General features: G+C 63.3%; 5 protein-coding genes and 2 pseudogenes. All 7 read right to left on the reverse strand.

The genetic code is table 11. The features are described from left to right. Nucleotides 1–384: 384 nt before the first annotated feature. A complete protein-coding gene (locus BBOH_RS06225; RefSeq protein ID WP_237743169.1) occupies nt 385–2,172 on the reverse strand; it encodes an InlB B-repeat-containing protein in 1,788 nt (595 codons plus the stop codon). A 32-nt stretch (nt 2,173–2,204) separates the two neighbouring features. Next, on the reverse strand, nt 2,205–3,629 hold the full coding sequence (locus tag BBOH_RS06230) for a BspA family leucine-rich repeat surface protein (protein WP_162177112.1): 1,425 nt from the start codon (nt 3,627–3,629) through the stop codon (nt 2,205–2,207). Between the two features lie 242 nt (nt 3,630–3,871). Then, nucleotides 3,872–4,414 carry a holo-ACP synthase gene (locus BBOH_RS06235; protein ID WP_033522391.1) on the reverse strand — a complete coding sequence of 181 codons (543 nt, stop codon included), beginning with the start codon at nt 4,412–4,414 and terminating at the stop codon, nt 3,872–3,874. Between the two features lie 292 nt (nt 4,415–4,706). Continuing rightward, nucleotides 4,707–14,140, reverse strand: a pseudogene (locus BBOH_RS06240) (fatty acid synthase subunit beta domain-containing protein). A gap of 89 nt (nt 14,141–14,229) precedes the next feature. Then, a complete protein-coding gene (locus BBOH_RS06245; RefSeq protein WP_033522387.1) occupies nt 14,230–15,837 on the reverse strand; it encodes an acyl-CoA carboxylase subunit beta in 1,608 nt (535 codons plus the stop codon). Nucleotides 15,838–16,106: 269 nt separating this feature from the next. Next, nucleotides 16,107–17,921 (reverse strand): annotated as a pseudogene (locus BBOH_RS06250) (acetyl/propionyl/methylcrotonyl-CoA carboxylase subunit alpha); the annotation flags it as partial. 515 nt (nt 17,922–18,436) lie between these two features. Next, the gene (locus tag BBOH_RS06255) at nt 18,437–19,474 is read right to left on the reverse strand and encodes a biotin--[acetyl-CoA-carboxylase] ligase (RefSeq protein WP_237743170.1); all 1,038 of its coding nucleotides are present in this window, start codon (nt 19,472–19,474) and stop codon (nt 18,437–18,439) included. Nucleotides 19,475–19,803 lie beyond the last annotated feature (329 nt).

Below are 19,803 nucleotides of genomic sequence, written 5' to 3' on the forward strand. Positions count from 1 at the left end.
CGCATCATCGTGAGGTCCGTCCGTATGATATCGGTTCACTTCACTCGTGACGCATCGAAACAAAAGCCCACCTCGCCTCGTCGTGAACCAAACCGCACAGACCTTGGTGATTCATTAATGCACTCAGGCGAATCGACTATCCTGGATTCGGAGTCGGTCGGAACAGCCTTCTGGCATGATGCCGGAAGGCAGGTGCACCCCGGCCGGACGGCGGCATACTGGGCGGCCTGACGAGTCCGCACCCATGTTGCCCACTCGAAATTACCTACAGGCTACCTGTCAACATGGAGCACGACCAAGACCTGCGACATGAAAATCCGGAGCCCGACGGCGATGTCCGTCAAGCTCCGGACACACGCATACACCCGCGAAAACCCGGCTACCTCACCTTTTGACGAGGTTGGAGCGACCGTTAGACGAACGGTTTCTGCGCCCCAACAACAATAGCGACGCCGACACCAGCAGCAGTATCGACATAAACAGCATCGTCGCAATGGACGCGCCGGTCTTAGCAAGACCGCCGTTGTCACCGGCCATCCTGGGCAACGGGGAGGCAGACGATGCCGCAGAAGGAACAGAAGGCGACGGTTTCGCCGGAATCGACGGTGCCGAAGGCGCGACGACCTTCGCCCACTGCGCGTACAGGGTCGTCACCCCCGGCATCAACGATGCCTCCACGCCCGGCCGGTACGACACGCCCTTGCCGTCCGCCTTCGTGTTCCAACCCGTGAACCGGTAGCCGTCAAGCACATAGGAGTTGCCCGACACCTTGCGCGCGCGGTTCACCAGATCCGAACCCTTATACGGCGGATCCACCCGGAACACGTCATCGGCCACACTGCCTGTCGCCGACAGGCCGGCCGGCTCGTTCGCCACATACCGCACACGATACTCAACCGGCAACGGCTCCACCGGCGACGACGGCTTCGCCCACTGCGCGTACAAGGTCGTCACACCGGGCATCAACGACAACCGCGCGCCAGGAATATACGAGGCACCCGTGCCATCCGCCCGGGAGTTCCAGCCCGCGAAACGATAGCCAACCACCTGATACCGGTTCTCCACCGTCGCACGCTCACGACGCAGGAGATCCACGCCCTTGAACGGCGGATCCACCTGGAACACGTCATCGGCCACACTGCCTGTCGCCGACAGGCCGGCCGGCTCGTTCGCCACATACCGCACACGATACTGGACCGGCAACGGACTGATTGGCGTCGTCGACCGCGCCCACCGTGCGTACAGGATCGTGACCCCCGGCATCAACAGCACCTCCTCGCCCGGCTGGTACGACGCCCCGCCGCCATCGGCACGCAGGTCCCAACCCACGAAACGATAACCTTCGACCTGATACAGGCTGGCCGTCACCTTATGTGAATAATGCAGAAGGTTCACGCCCTTGAATGGCGGACTCACCTCGAACTGGTCGTCGGGCACCGAACCCGTGGCGACCAAACCGGTCGGCGCGTTCGCCACATAGCGCACCTTGTAGCGTATCGGTAACGGTTCGACAGGGGTGTGTGGCACGCTTGAAGACCGCCACTGCGCATACAGTGGCATCTTCGTACCACGGGTCAGGCCGGTGATCGTGCTGCCCTGAACATATCCGGCTCCAAGCCCGTTGGCCAGGGTGTTCCAGCCAGAGCACCTGTAGTTTTTGGCATTGAACATCGGGGCGGGCACCACAACCTTCAGCGCGGACGCGTCGAAACCGACCTCGCGAACCTTGACCGGATCACCGGATACCTCGACGCCCGTCGGGGCGTTCTTCTCGAACGACACCTCCACGAACTGCTGCCAGCCGAACGTTCCACCTTTGAACCTGCGCAGGTTGGTCAGATCCGCCAGCTGCTCATTGTCGGTGCCGAGCTCATCATCCGTCTCGGTTTCCCATTTGCCGTCGCTTCTGATCCAGTGACCAGTGAACCCGGCGGATTCGACGGCACCGCCCTTCGACGGCTCGTCGGCGAAATACGACGGATCAAGCCTGGTATCCTTTCCAAGGTGCAGCACCGACAATGTCGCCGGGAACGCAGCCTGACCGCTTGAAAGGGAACGCGTGTTCCACCCGGACAGATCGACCTCCAACAAACGGCTGCCGGAACGGGCGAACATCTGGTCCATACTGGTCAGACCGGAGGTGGTCCAACCTTTCAGGATTATCTTGTCCAACGGGCACCCGACGAACATGTACGAAGCGTCGTTTACTTTCCGCACCCCCAACCGGACAAGTCGAGCGTCCTTGCCGAATCCTCGGGACCCACATGATCGCCTTTGAAGCTCGTGTCACTTGAGAACATTCCGGAAACGGATTCGACGTTCGGCACCTTCCAGCCTTCCAAGCCCCTGACCGACTGAAGCGACGAATCCCAGGCAAACAAGGAACCCATATCTTTGACGACGGGAAGCTTCCAGCCATCCATGGTCACATGGGTCAGGGAGCCGGCCATGAAAAGCATCCCGTTCATATTTTCCAGCGAAGGGGTGTGCCCGGCCCAACCGCTGAGATCGACCGAGCCAAGCCCGGCGTCCCCGCTGAACATGTTGGATGTGGAAGTCACGGCATCGGGATGCCAGTCCTTCAATGGCCCGGCGTCTTTGAAGGGAGAATGGAAGAACATGCCGTACATGTCCTCGACCCGTGACACATCCCAGTCGGAGACGTCGCCGATCGACTGCACGCCGGACCAGGAGAACATGGAGTCCATGCTGGTGACATTTCCGACTTTCCATGCGGAAAGATCGAGCACATCTGTGGGAACCCCGTTGAACATCTCCCCCATATTGGTGACTTTGGCGGTGTCCCAGCCGGAAATGCCTTTGATTCCCGCAAGGGCCCTGTCACCTGAGAACATCCCGCTCATGTCTTTCACGTCGGAGGTGCTCCAACCGGTGACGTCCACGCTTTTGAGTTTGTTGTCACCCGCGAACAGGTCTTTCATGGTAGTCACGCCTGTGGTGTCGATGTTGTCAAGACCTTCGATACGATCCAAAGCGAACAAGTTATTGAACAAATACGCCATTCCATGGTGATCCTGGTCACCGCTGTCATCAGGCGCCTTGACCGCCCCTTCAAAGACGATGGCCGTGATCGAGTTCACGATGTCCCCGACAGGACCGTTGCTGGTCCACGGAGCGCCTTCGGTGTTGCCCATCTGTCCGCCTGCCTCGACATTGACCACGCAGCCGCCCGAGGGGTCGTTCTCGATATCGTAGGCAACCGTTCCCCAACGTCCACGGTATCCGGCCCGGTTACAATCGCCGGACTGCGCCGAGGGGGTCTTGCTCTCCGACCTGGTAACCGGCTTCTCGTCCTGGGCTTGCGGCGCCTGCTTCGGTTGCCCCGAAGCCAAAGAGGACTCATCCGAAGGGGCGCTTACGGCACCATTGGCGGTCGCTCCCTTGACGGCGCCATCGGCAGGTTTAGGTTTCGTGACATCTTGCGACACCGCTCCTTGGGTTGAACCCGTAGATGCCCGATTCGAGGCCGGCGTGGCAGGAGCCTGAAGTTCATTCCCCCCCCCCGGCACACCATTGACTTGATCATCGGCCGACGCGATCACCGGGCACACGGCCACAGCCGCAGCAACCAGCAAACCCACCGCCACATTACGCATGGATCTCATCATTCCCCCAATCTTCATCCTCCCGCTTTTGAAAACGGGAAGATGCTTCTTGGGATTAATCATAGAATCAGCGCATGACATTTTCATACAAATGCCGTGACCAGGTTGGCACGGCGAGACGCGGCACCACGGTGAGGCCCATCATGGTCATGCAGGCAAACAAATCGACAGCCCTATGCCCCCCGTACCGGAGAACCAACGCGAAGCCACCGGACACACCTGCATGACATCGCGGCGAAAGGCATTCAGGGCCGCACTGCCGAGCCCACGGTCAAAACCACCACCGCCGAGGCCACTGGTCCGTCATGGCTCAACGAGATATGCCAACACGGTAGAGGCTCCGACACCTCATCGCGATCAGGGGCATCCGAGACATCACACGGCCCGGTGCCGCAGACGTCCGCCACCTCATGCCGGCCGGACGGACGCAACGACCCCCGAACCGCCGAAGCGCATTCTTCGCCGAGCACCACACGCGGTCTGGAACGTGAATCGTCAAGAATCTCGACCTGCGCCCACGGGAAATCATCGACGGTATACGGGTACGGCCGATCGTCCAACGCCTCGCACCACGCCTTAAGGACGGCCTCCTTGCCGGCCCATTTCGCCGCCAGATGAACGGCCTCGCCATCATGCTTGACACGGGCCCGCGCCGCGGCCTGCCGCCTTTCACGTTCGGAGAACAGCCCCAGCACACGCGAACCGGGCTCGGTCAACTGCCGTTCAAACGCCGCCACATCCACCACGTCATGCCCCAGGCCGACCAGCCGCGATTCCAAAACCGGCATCACACCCTCCCTTCATGGCCGACATTCCGGCACATCTACAACAAGGGTACCCTGCAACCGATGCGCCGACACCGGCGACGCCCCGCTTACCCATCCCCGCACAGGAAACACGTTCGCGCCCGACCTGCAAAAACAGGCGAACCAGGCACAGATCCCCCAACCGTCACCACGACGCACCCATGTTCGCAAGACGAACCCGAATGGAAAACAACGAACATTTCGCAGGGAAAGAAAGGGAGGATGAGCCTCGCATGAACGACTCACCCTCCCAAGCACTCACCTCTTCGGCCTTCTAGTCGAAGTAGCCGTCGGCACCCAACCGCGCCTGCGGGTCAAGGAGCATGGCCTTCTCGACTTCATGAGAGTCATACTGCTTGCCGTCCTTGCGGAAGCGACGGTTGTCGACCTCCTCATAGAGCGGAGCCAGGCCCATCATGCCCATCAGGCGGCGACGCTCACCCAACGCGAGACGGTCGTTGGCACGGGTACGCCAATCCTCGAGCGCCTGGCTGCCATATTCGGCCGCGACGGAGGCTTCGAAGGCACCGGGGGCGACCAAGGCGACAAACCCAGCCACATGCCCGAAACCGAGTGAAGTGGCCAGCCCGGCCTTGACACGACCAAGCTTGAGCGGCTCACGCAACCAGACCATATGGTCGTCGGGACGCATCTTCGGATCGACGCAGTCGAGGGCGACGTTCGCCGGAACGACACCGGAACGGAACAGCTGGGTCAGTCCGTCGATCTGGAAGATCGCGGCACCGCCCATCGCGTGGCCGGTCAGGCTCTTCTGCGAGATGACGAACAGCGGGTTGCCCTCGGAGCGGCCGATGGCATGAGCCACGGTGTTGTGCAGTTCGGACTCGTTGGAATCGTTGGCGTTGGTGGAGGTGTCATGTTTGGAGACCACCGCGATGTCGTCGGGGACGACGCCAAGCTTGGCCAGCTCGCGCACCAGCTGGGAGTCCTTGCCGCCACGGGCTGCGGCCAAGGCGCCCAGACCCGGAGCCGGGATGGAGGTGTGCGCGCCGTCGGCGAAGCTGTGGACGTAACCGACCACGGCCGCCACCGGCAGACCCATCTTCAAGGCGATGTCGCCGCGCGTGACCAGGATCGTGCCGCCGCCCTCGGACTCCACGAAGCCGTCGCGACGACGGTCGTTGGAACGCGAGAAGAAGCGGTCGTCGATGCCCTTGGCGTACATCACGTTCGCGTCGGCGGTCGCGCTCATGTTGCCGAAGCCGATCACCGAGTCCACGCCGATGTCGTCGATCGCGCCGGACACCACGAAGTCGGCCTTGCCCAGCCTGATCTTATCCACGGCCTCCTCAAGGGAGACCGCTGCGGTGGCGCACGCCGAGACGGGCTGCACCATGTCGCCGTAGCCGCCGATGTAGGACTGCATCACATGCGCGGCGACCACGTTCGGTAACGCCTCCTGCAGGATGTCGGTCGGGATCTCGTGGCCGAGGAAACGGTCGAGGTAGAGCTTGCGCATGGAGGACATGCCGCCGAAGCCCGTGCCCTGCGTGGAGGCGACCATTGAGGGATGAACCGTCTGCAGCACTTCCGTGGGCGTGAAGCCTGCGGAAAGGTAGGCGTCCACCGTGGTGACGATGTTCCACAGGGCGATTTCATCCACGGCGCCGACCATCGAGGCGGGAATGCCCCACTTGACCGGGTCGAAGCCCTTGGGGAACTGGCCGCCGACGGTGCGGGTCATGGCCACGCGTTTGGGCACGCGCACCATCGAACCGGCGTGGCGGGTCACCGTCCATTCGCCGGACTCGTCGTCCTTGCTGATTGAGGTGTGCTCCGCGTCCATGATGACGTACTGCTCGGCCGCCTCGCAGGTGGGAACGGTGAACTTGACGTCATGGTCGAGGTAGATCTCCACCTCTTCGCTCGACGTGCCGCCCTGATAGTCGCCGCTGCCCATACCGTCCTCGAACGGGCGCAGACCGGAGCGGGCCACGACCTCGTCATGGTAGCGCTCGGCGATGTCCTCTTCGGGCACGAGGTTGCCATCCGTGTCATACCAACCGGACTGCGGGCTGTCCTGCCAAGTCAGCAGCCCCATGTTCCAAGCCAGCTCAAGCACCGCTCCGGCGGAAAGATCGACATGGCCGTCGTGGTGAATGCCCAGTTCGGCCTCGGCACGGGTGCGACCGGAGCCCCAAGGACCAAGTTCACCGATGGAGACGATGACGACCTGATCCTCCGGCTTGGCGGTGACCCCTTGCCACTCATTGAGGTCGACCGGCGCCTGTGTGGGCGGGTCGAGGCTCGGCAGCGCCTTGATGAGCGAAGGTTTGGATGTCGCCTTCGGCTCATGGTCGGTCGCTTGGACGGAGACGTCGGAGGTGGCTGCGTCGCGTTCTGCCTCGGCTCGAAGCGCGCTGATGTCGATCGGCTCGGAACCCAAGCCTCCCGTAAGATCGGCGGTGATCGGGGCCTTGGCGGCCTCGACGCGCGACTGGCGGGTGGCAAGGTCGAGAAGCCTGGCGGCGATCTGCTGCGTCGAATAGGTCTTGATGCCATGACGCTCCACGACCTCGACCAGCGGGTCGTTGCCACCCATCAGACCGGTGCCTCGCACCCAACCGATCAGCGGATGGGCGAAGGTGACACGACCGGACCAATCCTTTTCGGCGCGGGCGCGGGTGACGATGGCGTCAAACGCGGACTTGACCTCACCGTACGCACCGTCTCCACCGAAGACTCCACGGTTCGGAGAGCCGGGCAGAATGACATGGAGCTTGTGCTGCACATCCGTGTCGGAGCCTATGGCCGCGAAACCGGTGATGGCGCGTTCCACGCCCCACAGCATCAGGCGCGACTGCGATTCGAAGAGCTGACCGGAATCGGCCATGGTGCCGTGCACCGGAGGAGCGGCGAACGGGAAGAACAGACTTGGCTCGTATGCGGGCTTCAGGATAGTGGTCTTGGCGCCGTTCGTCTTCTTCGCAACGCTGCCGACCCAGTTGACCAGCGCGTCCACGTCGCGATAGCTCGACAGGTTCGCGGGCACAAGCCATAGCTTGGCATCGCCCACCGCGTTGCGTCGATAGGTCTGCTCCGCCCAGGCGCGAACTTTCTGCGTGAAGCTATACGACGTGGCTACAACGGTGGCGCCGCCAGCCAGAAGACCTGCGACGACCTGGCCTGCGATGGAGTTGGGGGCGGCACCGGTGACGACGGCCACGTCCCCGGCGAAGCGGGAGGCCACGGCATCGCTGGAGACCGGCGTCTGCGCCTCGACCGCTATACGGTTGAAGGTCGCCACCAGCATGGCGTCGCCGTCGGCCTGGGCCTTTGACTCGAACCACTTGGCCTCACGGGCCACATCCTCACCTGCCCCAAGGAAGCTGAGTGCCTTCACTGACTCGTCCTTGTTGTAATAAAGCCGCGCGAGATCTTCACGGGCGGTCGCCCAACGGTCATCGAGCAGCAATGCCTTTCGTTCGTCAAAACGTGGCGCCACCTGCTCGACCCAGTCGCTGCCCAGCTCGGCTTCCACGGCCTGAACCACGGCCGCCGCATCGTCTTCACCGTCAACGCTTTGGGCAGGCGGGTTGAGGCCGAGCTCATCGAGCACGAAGCGCGCAGTGGAAGCCAGGACGCCGTCTGCACCGGTGACTTTGGCCGCAAAGGCGTCAAGCGCCGCGGAATCGACCACGGCACCACCTGCTGAGCCCCCGGCACTCGGCAGTGAGACCGACACGCCGTGGTCCGCGGCCACCTTCTGCACAGCGGCGTCAATCATGGCGTTGGCGGCCGAAACGTTGGAAGCGGGTTCGATGCCAAGGCTCGCCAGGTCACCGCCGCGTGAGGAGGCGCCCTCACGGGTCTCCAGCACCAGTGCGGAAAGCACGTACGAGGCCCAGCCCTCTCCGAGCTGCCATGTGTCGGTGACGCGCTTCTGAATCTGCGCCATCTTGACACCCGAAGCACCGAACAGACTGCGGATGCGATCGCGGATGATGTCGGAAAGCACCGGGCCGAACGGCTTGTAGTTTGGAGCCACCTTGTTGACCAAGGCGCTCAAGATCCGGAATCACCGCTTCTGCGGCGCCGTCCACGGAGGCCACACCAAGCTCGGCGCTGATGTCCATCAACAGCTGGTTACGACGCGAGGAGACGCCGTTGGTCAACGTATCCGTCGTGTCGGTGGCACCGATCTGGTCGGGGCGCACCTTCGCCGCGTAGGCCAGCAACGTGGCGATGCCATCGGAGGCCCTGAACGGCAGATCGGCCGGGCGCTCGCCGGAGGCGGCGGGCGCGGCAGGAGCCGGGGTCGGGGCTGGGGCTGAAACGGCGGCGGGAGCAGCCGTGGTCGACGAGGGAACCGATTGTGCCGCGGCCGGAGCCTGCGCCATCTGCTGGCTCGCAGCCGAGGCGCCGACCTCAGCGGGCTCTTCACCTGCTTCCGGCGCGAGGGAATCCGTGTCGGTCATATAGACACGGCTTTCGTCACGGCCGAGGTTGTACAGCGCGATATGGCTGTTGGAGAAGTCCGGCAGCTTCAAGGTCTTCGCGGCCATATTAGCCAACGTCGGCTGGTTGCCCAAGCCCACTTCGACCAACTGCTCCACGCCAAGTCCGCCCTGCGAACGGTCGGAGAACATCAGATTCTGCGTCTCGATCCAACGCACCGGCGAAGCGAACTGCCAGGCCAGCAGCTCGGTGAACAGCAGACGGCCGAGCTTCTGATCATCGGAGGCATAGGCGTTCCACGTCTCCGGATTGTCAAGCGCCTCCTGAATGCGGGTGGAAGGCACCACATCCACGATCTTCCGGGCGAATTCGCGCGTCATCTCGAAAGGAGCGGCCACGAGGTTCGGGATGTAACGTCCGACCAGGCGGGAGTAGTCGATATGCGCAGGCAGCAGACTGTCGAGCTTGTCACGGAAGTCCGGCACGCCCTTGCGCAGCAGCATGGAGTGGAACGGCACATCGATGCCGGGTAACAACATGAACGCGTGGCGGCCGCCGTACTCCTTGACACGGCGCTCGGCGTCGGCCTGAAGATACTTCAGGCCCGCGATCGTACCGGCCACGACGTACTGCGTACCGGCGGTGTTGTAGTTGACGATCTGCAGGAACTCGCCGCTGGCTTCCGAAACGGACCTGACGTAGTCGTCAACCCCGTCGTCGCCCACACCGAACTGGTTGGGACGCAAGGCGCCCATACGGTAGTTCGAACGACCCTGCTCGTCGCGCTCGATCAGGCTGTTCATAGCGCTGCCACGGTGGAACACGAGTTCCAAGACCGTCTCGAACGGAATGATGCCGGCGAAGGCCGAAAGGGCGTTGTATTCACCGAGCGAATGGCCGGCGAAGTAGGCGGGCCATGTGTCGCTGCCGGCCTCGCGCAGGCGTGAGGTCTGCGCATAGGCGACGGTGGCGAGCGCCACCTGCGTGAACTGCGTGAGATTGAGCAGACCGTCCGGGTGATGGTAGGTCACGCCGTTGGCCGTCAGGGTCTTCGGGTTGTCGCGCACGATGGCGAGGATCGAGAAGCCGAGCTTTTCGCGGGTCACCTTGTCGGCGCGCTCCCAGGTCTCACGGGCCGCGGCGGATTTGGCGCGCTCGTCGAGCACCATGCCCTGCTGCTGGATGCCTTGGCCGGGGAACACATAGGCCGTGCGCGGGGCGCGGACGATCGCCGTGCCGCGGGAGACGATGTTGCCGTCGATGCGGCAGATGACCTCAAGGGCCATGCCGCCGTGACGCAGCTTGCCCACGCGTTCCACGGAGATTTCCACCTCGTCGCCGAGCTGCACCATGCCGTACATGTTGTACGTCCAGCCGGCGATCTCATAATGCATACCTTTGTCGTCGGTGGCCTGCACCACATGTTGCGAGGCTGCGGAAAGCCACATGCCGTGCACGAGCGGGGCGGACAGTCCGGAGACGGCTGCGCCGCGGTGCGAGGTGTGGATGGGGTTGAAGTCGCCGGAGGTGCGTGCGAAGGCGGTCATCTCCTTGGGGGCCGTGAGCTTCACCCGACGCAACATGCGGCGCGGGGTGGAGACCAGGAGGTCGAGGTCACCTTCGTCGCCGAAGGGTGTGCCGGTTCCAGTGGCGGCCTTGCGATTCTTCAGATAGTCGCCGTAATCGGGGGCGTTCTCCGGCAGTTCATCGGAGTAGGAGCGTCCTCGGATGGCGAACCGCTCGACCTCGCGGGCCAGCAGAGTGCCGTCCTGCGCGGTGTGGGTGACATGGATGGTCACGACGCGGCCGGAGGCGGATTCGGCGTAATCGTCGGCCCAGCTGGCCAGCGCGATGCGCTCGCCGGTGTGGGCCAGCAGCTCGTCCTCCGTCACCTCAAGCTCGACCAGATGGTCGAGATGCACCGCGTTGAGCAGGCCTTCGATGATCGGGAAGCCGTTGACGTACACGCTGCCGAGAGCCGCGTAGATGGCCGGCCATGCCGGGCCGACCAACGCGTCGGGCGCGATTATGGAGGGCTTGAGGCCTTGGGGCATGTTGCCGGCCGTGGCGGCCTCGTGGTCGTAGCCGAGGTTGTCGGAGAGGGTGTAATCGGAGTGGGCGACACCGAACGGGAACGCCTTGACGTCCGCCGTCTGCTCGATTTCGGGCATGGCGGTGAGCACGTCGCCGGTGATGGCGGTGTTGCCGATGCCGGCCGTGTCCGCCAGCATCGCGTAGACGTGCTGCGGCAGGCGGCTGCGGTCCACCACCGGGAAGAAGCCGGTGGCCGAAGGCTTGACGTTGAGCGGAATGACGATGTCGCGCACGGCGTGCTTGCTCAGCCCGCCGTCCAGGTCATCGTCCCAGAAGGTGTCGAGGTGGATGTCAAGGTCGAACATCTGCTCGTCCGCCGAAACACCCACCGGACGAATCTCGTAATATTTGTCGTCCATCGCGGTGCCGAAAGCGGGGTTGGCCATCAGGTGACCGACCCACGAGATGTTGGGGGCCTTGCGAATGAACTCCTCGGCACTGCCCGCCGCTTCAAGCTGGGCGAACGCCTGAACGGGAGCGATGCCCGCCGCGGCGTCGACCTGCTTCGTACGCTCAAGTGCGGCCGCCTCGAAGCGACCGAGAATCGAGCTGATCGGCTCGTCGATGGTGGTGATGCCGGCAACCGAAATCGGACCGGGAATGGTACGCACGGAATCCGCGGAATAGCGCTCGTCCTCGGACTGCCAGAGCTGATCCTGACCCCACCAGCGCAACAGGTCGTTGTCGATGACGGGCACGAAGGGCATCGGCTTGTGGTACTCGTGAATGAGGGTCGGGAACCATGCCACATCGGCCGGGCTCACCTTCAGCTCGCCGGCACGCGGGTACGCGGCCTTCAAACGCTCGATGGCGCCGCGCGGATCGTTCTCCACGTCGTCGCGCGAAGCGAACAGGGACTCGAACTGGCCGCTTTCCTGGTCGCAGGTACGTGCCTCGATGCGCTGCAACAGGTGCAGGAAACGGTCGGCCTGGGTCGGCTCGATCCACGGGTAGGCCAGTTCGACGAAACGCTCCGCCCACTGGATGTAGGTCATCTTGTCGAGGTCTCCGAAGTAAGGACGGGAAGTCTTGTTGAGCGCTTCGATGATTTCGTCCCGACGGCTTTCCAATTCCTCCGGGTGCTTCATTACGCGGACCAGAAGACGGCCGCAACGGGCCGAGGAGTTCTCAAGCTCATAGATATCGGCGTGCAGGTGACTCAGACCGCTGGAGACGCCGCCTTCGACCGGGGTGCCGGCGGGCACCCAGTTCTCGCCCAACGGCGCGAAGGGGTCGGAGTCATCGGGCTTGGGCGAAATGCCGGGGGTCTCAACCAACATGCGCTTGACATCCGGATTGGTGTGCGCCTCCTTGGCCGTCATCGCGGCGGTGCCGATCAGCACGCCGTCGACGGGCATGTCGGGCTTGCCGTAGGCGCGGGACCACTGGCCGGAGATGTAATCGGCGGCGCGGTCCGGGGTGCCGATGCCGCCGCCCGCCACCAGCACGAGGTTGTCGCAGGCGCGCACCTCGGCGTAGGTGGTCATCAGCAAGACATCAAGGGACTCCCAAGAGTGGTGGCCGCCGGCGGCTCCGCCCTCGACCTCCATAATCACGTTGACCGGGGCGACGGCCTTGGCGATGCGTACGACCTGACGAATCTGGTCGACGGTGCCCGGCTTGAACGCCACGTAAGGGAAACCCTGCTCGTTGAGGGTCGCCACCAACTGCTTGGCCTCGTCCAATTCGGGGATGCCCGCCGAAATCACGACGCCGTCGATCGGGGTTCCCGAGGCGCGCTTCTTCGGCACGATGCCCGCCGGGCCGAACTGCAGGTTCCACAGGTAGCGGTCCATGAACATGGCGTTGAACTCGATGGTGCGGCCCTCTTCGAGCTGCTGTTCAAGCTCGGCCACATGCCCGTCGAAGATGCCGGCGGTGCCCTGGCCGCCACCCGCCAGCTCGGTCCAGTAGCCGGCGTTCGCGGCCGCGGCCACGATTTCGGTGTCCACCGTGGTGGGGGTCATGCCCGCCAGCAGAACCGGCGGCTTGCCGGTCAAATCGCTGAACTTGGTGCGGATGCGCTCACCGGCAGGGGTGTCGATGACGCGGGGCGCGAAACGACGCCAGTCCTGCGTGCGCTCCGGGTCCTGCTCCTGTGTCGACAGCGCGGCACGGGCCTCGCCCGAAGCGGCCTCGACCACCCCGACGCCGGTGCCCTGCACAAGGGCGCCGACCAGTTTGCCCGTGCCGGTGCCTGGCCCCATGTCCACGATCCACAGCTTGGTCGGGTCGTTCGAGGTCACCAAGCCGTTGACACGCTCGGACCAATCGACGTGATTGACCAGCACCTCCTGCGCAAGGGTGCGGGTGCGAACGGCATCGAGACCACAGGCCGAGGCCCATTCGACGGTCATGTCGACGGCACCCGCCATCAAAGGCGAATGGAAGGGCACTGTGACATCCAAATATTCAAGCACCGGCGCGAACGGCTGACCGCCACGCACCTTCTCCTCGCGCAGCTTCGCCTGGTGCGCCTGCTCCTTGCCCGCCTCGACGGCAAATCCGGCGAGATCCTCCGGATGACCGGAAAGCACGTAGTGGTCAGGGGCATTGGTCACCGCGATGGCGATGGGACCACGGGGCTTGGACACGCGACCGATGAGCACCTCGACCTGACGCTTGGTCGCGCCACGCACCGACAGCATCGGAGTCGCCTCGCCGCTGGCCGCGGAGATGGGGGTCAAACGGGACTGGCGGGTTCCGGCCACGCCGATCAAACGCGCGATGGCGAGAATCTCGTCGATGTCGGAGGTGGCCGCCTCGATCGAACCACGGGCCCCGATGGCCTCGACGATATGCTCGGCAATGATGCCTTGGGAATGCCCCAGCACCGCAACCGGGCGAGCCTTGGTTACGTCGTAGCCCAAGGATTCGGCGTCCATCAACGCGCCCAGCTGCGAAAGAGCGATGCCCGGAACGCTGAACGCGGCCTCGGCGGCCACTCCCAGGGATGCCTTGGCCGCCTTGAAACCGAAAAGATCGACCACGCCGCCGGTCGTGGCCAGAAGCGTGGGCATCACTGGGGCCAGCAGGCGTTCGGACGCCTCGGCGCGGTCCTTGAGCTTCTGGGCGAGGGTGGGATCGGTGGCATTCGTCGTTCAGCGCGGTGGTCCACGGTGTGGACTGCCCGCCGAAGACGAGCGCATGCGGTTCATGCTCGAGGCGGTTCAGGAAAAATGTGTTGTCGCTCATGGCTTTCCTTACTGTTGGTTCATTCACAATCAAAACTGGTTGGTTCTTGGGGTTTTATCGTTTACGTCCCGGTCTTCGCGGCTCGTCGTTTACATCGGCTGGTTGCCGTGATGCTTGCCTGTGCGACGCACCCGCCTCTTGCCCCGCAACAGCCGCAGGGATTCAGCGATTGCCTCACGGGTCTGCTCCGGGTCGATCATGGCGTCAATCTGACCGGTTTCGAGCGACAGGTTCGCGTTCAACGTCTCGTTCTCGTACTGCCTGATGTATTCCTGGCGCACGGCCTCAACGTCCTGACCACGTTCCTTGGCCTTGTGCAGGTCCTTGCGGTGGATGATGTTGACCGCGCCGGCCGCGCCCAGAACCGCGATCTGACTGGACGGCCAAGCGTAGTTGACGTCCGCGCCTATGGCTTTGGACCCCATGACGATGTATGCGCCGCCGAAGGCTTTGCGCAGCACGACCGAAATCATCGGCACCTGCGCGTTGGCATAGGCGTAGATCACCTTCGCCCCGCGACGAATGATGCCCGCGTGCTCCTGATCGCTGCCGGGCTTATAGCCGGGGGTGTCCACCAGCGTGATGACGGGCAGGTTGAACGCGTCGCAAAGCCGGACGAACCTGGCGATCTTCTCACTCGATTCGACATCGAGAATACCGCCCTGCACGTTCGGCTGATTGGCCACCACACCGACCGGCCGACCCTCGATGCACGCGAAACCGACCGTGGCGCAGGCCGCGTACAGCTGTTGGATCTGCACGAACTCGCCGTAATCGACGATGCGGCGGATCACCTCAACCATGTCATAAGGCTGACGATCGTTGGCCGGCACCACGTCTTTGAGACTGCGCGCCGTCTCACGGTCCGCGCGGGTGGCGGCGTAGGCGTAGACCGGCGGCTCGTCCTCGCAACTGCCGGGCAGGTAGGCCAGCACCGTGCGCGCATAGTCGATGGCGTCGGCCTCGTCCTCGCCGAGATAGTGCGCCACGCCGGAGGTGGCGTTGTGCACCTTGCCGCCGCCGAGATCCTCCATGCTGATCGTCTCGCCGGTCGCGGCCTTGACCACGTCGGGGCCGGTGACGAACATGTTGGAATTCTGCCGAGTCATGATGATGAAATCGGTAAGCGCCGGGCAATAGACCGCCCCACCGGCGCAAGGGCCGAGAATCAATGAAAGCTGGGGCACGAAACCCGAAGCCTCGCACGTCCTGCGGAAGATATGACCGTATTGCGTCAGAGCTTCGACGCCTTCCTGAATACGAGCGCCACCCGAGTCTATCAACGCCACGATCGGCACCTTGAGATCGAGTGCCATGTCCATCAGATGGCAGATCTTCTCACCCTCGGCACGGCCCAACGTGCCGCCCTTGACGGAGAAATCCTGCGCGTAGACGGCAACTTTGCGACCCCACACCTCACCGAAACCGGTGATGACGGCGCTGCCTGCCACACCCCGGTCGATGTCGCCGCCGGAAAAACGGCCGATCTCCTGGAAGGAGCCGGAATCGAACAGCAGGTCGAGGCGCTCGCGCGCGGTGAACTTGCCTTTGGCGTGCTGGCGGTCGTGCGCATGGGATTCGGCGGCGCGCGCAAGCTCGGCGGCGCGGACCACGGCGGCACGTATGGGCTGGCGGTCCATCGGCTCGTTGCCGGACATCGCCGTGGTGACGGCCGGGTCGGTCATGATGTCAGTCAAGAGCGGTCTCCTTCCGGTTCGGTCTGTGCCACGGTTTCGGAATCGGCATGACGTTCGGCGGACGCACTGCCGTTTGTGGTGTCGTCACTTACGCTGGCCTCAAAGGTCTGGCCATCCCTGTTATTCGAATCGTTTAGGGAACTCGGAGCACCTGCGTTTTGGACTGCGTCCGTGTCATTCGTCCCGTCCACGCCGCTCACAGCATCCATACCGTCCGTGTTACCGGCACCATCTGCGGCGTTCGATTTCGCGCGATCGGCGGCACCGTTCATATCAAGCCTTATCAGTTCGGTACCGGCATCCACGGAGTCGGAGGGCCCCACGAAAATCTCCGCCACCGTTCCACCGGCAGGCGCGTAGACATAATTCTCCATCTTCATGGACTCGAGCACCACCATCAGGTCGCCCTTGGCCACCTCCTGGCCTTGTGCCACATTGACGCGCGTGACGATGGCCTGCATGGGCGAGACGATGACACCGGACTTGCCTTGGTCGTCACGTGCCTTCTGCGGGCCGGCCCCCGCGGAAGAGCCACGCAATGGCTGGGTGGGCCGCCGTGATCCGCGGGCACGCGCCGAACCGGTCAGACTGTCCACGATGTCGCGCGGCACGGTGAGCTTCACCCGTTTGTCGTCCACTTCGATGACGAACGAATCCGTCTCCAGTCTGGTCTTGGGGACATCCGCACTCTGCCCGGCCACGGAAGCGGGCTGACCGCCCTCCGCATTGGCGGGTTTGTGGTTGAGATACTTGCGCTCAAGCCACTTGGTGTACACGCCGAACGACTCGCCCTCGGCCGTGAAGACGGGATCGTTGAAAATCTGCTCGAACAGGGACTTGGGTGTGGGCACACCCTGAAGGTTGAACTCCTTCAACGCACGGCGCGCACGGGCGATCGCCTGCGGGCGGTCGGCCGCGGTGACCACAAGCTTGCCCATCATCGAGTCGAACTTCGGGGAGACCACATCGCCCACCTCAACGCCGGAGTCGACGCGGACGCCGGGCCCGGAAGGCCACTCAAGACGCTCGACCGTTCCGGAGGAGGGAATCAGGTTCCTGTCCGGATCCTCGCATGTGATGCGCAATTCGAAGGAGTGACCGTGCGTCCGCGTGACCGGGGTCAGATCGCCTCCATCGGCGATGGTGATCTGCTCGCGAACCAGGTCAAGGCCGGAAACCTGTTCGGAAACGGTGTGCTCGACCTGCAAGCGCGGATTGACCTCGAGGAAGTAGACCTTGTGCTGCTCGGTGACCATGAACTCGCAGGTGCCCAGTCCCACGTAATCCACGGCAGTGAACAGGCTGCGGGAATAGCGCTCAAGCCGCTCGATCTCGTCGTCGGTCAGATAGGGGGCCGGAGCCTCCTCGATGAGCTTCTGGTTGCGGCGCTGCACCGAGCAGTCGCGGGTGGAGTAGACCGTGAAGTTGCCGTGGCTGTCGCGGCCTGACTGCGTCTCGACATGACGGGCCTTGTCAATGAAACGTTCGACGAAATACTCGTCGAGGTCGCCGCCCTCAAGCGCATCGTGGTTCATGTAGAAGCTGCGCAGCTCGTCGTCGTTATGAACAAGCGTGATGCCCTTGCCGCCACCGCCGTCGGTGCGCTTCATCATCACCGGGTAGCCGTTGGTCTGCGCGAAGGTGAGCAGCTCACGCATATCGCTGACCGGATCGGAAAGTCCCGGCACCGGAGGCACGTGGGCGCGCTTGGCCACGCGGCGGGCTGTGATCTTGTCGCCCAGATCGGTCAGGGCCGTAGGACTTGGGCCAATCCACGTAGCGCCCGCATCAATCACCTTCTGCGCGAAGCTGGGCACCTCGGAAAGGTAGCCGTAGCCGGGATGCACCGCGTCCGCCCCGGAGCGGCGCAACACATCAATGATGAGATCCTCGTCCATGTAGGAGCGATAGGAATCCCCGCCAAGCAGATAGGCTTCATCGGCCATCTGTACATATCGGGCGTTGCGGTCTTGTTCGGCATAGACCGCGACGGTGGGAATCCCCATCTCGCAAGCCGTGCGAATCACGCGTAAGGCAATCTCGCCGCGATTCGCCACCAGCAGTTTATTGACGTTTCTGACCATAGTACTCAAGTTAACTCGCCAAACCTGCGTTACGTGTCGCGTGTCGTCCACAAAAAACGATGGGTACTTTTGTATGCTCCCACAAACAGCGGCCTCCGACGACCGCCGACAAAGCAATGGGCACGATTCGCATCAGCAACACTTTGCCGCAGAACAGAACGATTCTCACCTCCGTCGCAACTACTCAACACCATACCAAATACGACGCTCGAATCATAGCGGCAATGCTTTTGGCAAATTGTGACGATGCGCACACATAGCCGCAGTCCGCACCGGAGGCGACCCCCGTCAGAGCGCATTCAAGCTCTCCTTCGCAGGGGCCGTGACGTTGGCGTGCGCTTTCGCCACCGATTTCGGACTGCGCCGCCGAGCGCGGCGTCGCTGAACCATCCATTACCTCGGAACCGGACAAATTCACGCCACTTCCGCGGATAAGGCCGCGGCTGAAATTACAGCGGGAACAGGTTCCCGAGCAGCTCGAACGACTGTCGCCAATCTGCCCGCAACAAGGATTCTTAGGCCAGAACTCCGACGTCGGCGGTTTTCACGACGTGGCGAGCGCCGGTCAGCTCATCCTCGACCGTTAGAGAAGCGTCAGAGTTGAGCTCGACAGCCTTTCCGGTCAAGGTCGAGCCATCAGTGAACTTCGCTTCGACCCTGCGGCCCAGCGTCCAGCAGTTCGCACGGGTTTCGTCGAGCAGACGAGGCAGTTCGGCCTTCGGGGCGGCGGCAAAGGCGACCAAGCGCTTGCGCAGCGAGGCGACCAAGCGCGAGGCGACCATGTCGCGCACGCGTGCCGCATCGGGCAGCGGGGCGTAGAGCAGCTGCAACGATGTGGAGATGGGGGTAGGCAGCATCTCGACTGGCAGGCCGAGGTTGATGCCTATGCCGAACATCACGCCGACAGCAGGCTCAATCGAAACCGGCTGCGATAGTTGACGATTTTGCAAAGCCATTGCGTTTGCGCCTTCGGGCAGCTCGACCAATTCGGCGAGGATGCCACCGAGCTTGTGACCGTCATAGAAGATGTCGTTGGGCCACTTGAGCGTAAGAAGGCCGCTTACATCCGAGTCGCCGTCACCGGCGAGCGGCTTGGCGGCGCACTCGCTCAGCGCGCCATTCAAGGCATCCAGCGCGGCGAGACCAGCGGTGATCGTGAACCAGCCATTGTATTGCGTGTTCGTCACGAGACGCTCGGGCAAGGCAGTGACAAAGGTGACAAGGAACGACGCCCCACCGGCCTTGTCGGCCCACTTGCGACCGAGACGACCATGACCCTTCGTCTGCGCGTCGGCACATATCGCGACCATTCGCGCCGATCCGGATTCATCCACGACCCGCAGCTCGCCGGTCGTCAACAGACGCCGTGCCAGAACGTTCGTGGAATCGATCCCCGCGAGCGCGATGACCTCGTCGGCCGCCTGACCGGTCCTAGGCAGAGCAGGTGTTACCGCCCCGACCTTTGCGGCAAAGGCGCGATACTGCGCGACCACCTCGGTCAGTGATTGGCGCAGACCGGCCGTTTGCACGTCCTTGTCCTTGATCATATCCATGTTGCAGACTTTAGCATTCGCCGAACGCTCCGCACAAAACGCACTGCACTCTGGACGGACACGCGCAGCAACTTGAGCAGACTCAGCAGACCTTCGCCAACCGAACCGGAAACCACGGCCTTGCTCAGTCAACCCGATGCAACTCCACACAACTTCATGGAACCTCATACAACCCCAGCCCCCCCCCCAGCCGACTCAAACGGGAACCCGTGCGATTCAGGGCCTTACGGACTCGGCAACGTCGTATCCCTCACGCCAAGCAGCTCAACATGACCATGCGCGGATTTGCTTGACGGAAGCAGTCCGCGACCGGTTGACTGGCAACGATA

This window comes from Bifidobacterium bohemicum DSM 22767 (genome assembly GCF_000741525.1).
Lineage (GTDB): Bacteria > Actinomycetota > Actinomycetes > Actinomycetales > Bifidobacteriaceae > Bifidobacterium > Bifidobacterium bohemicum.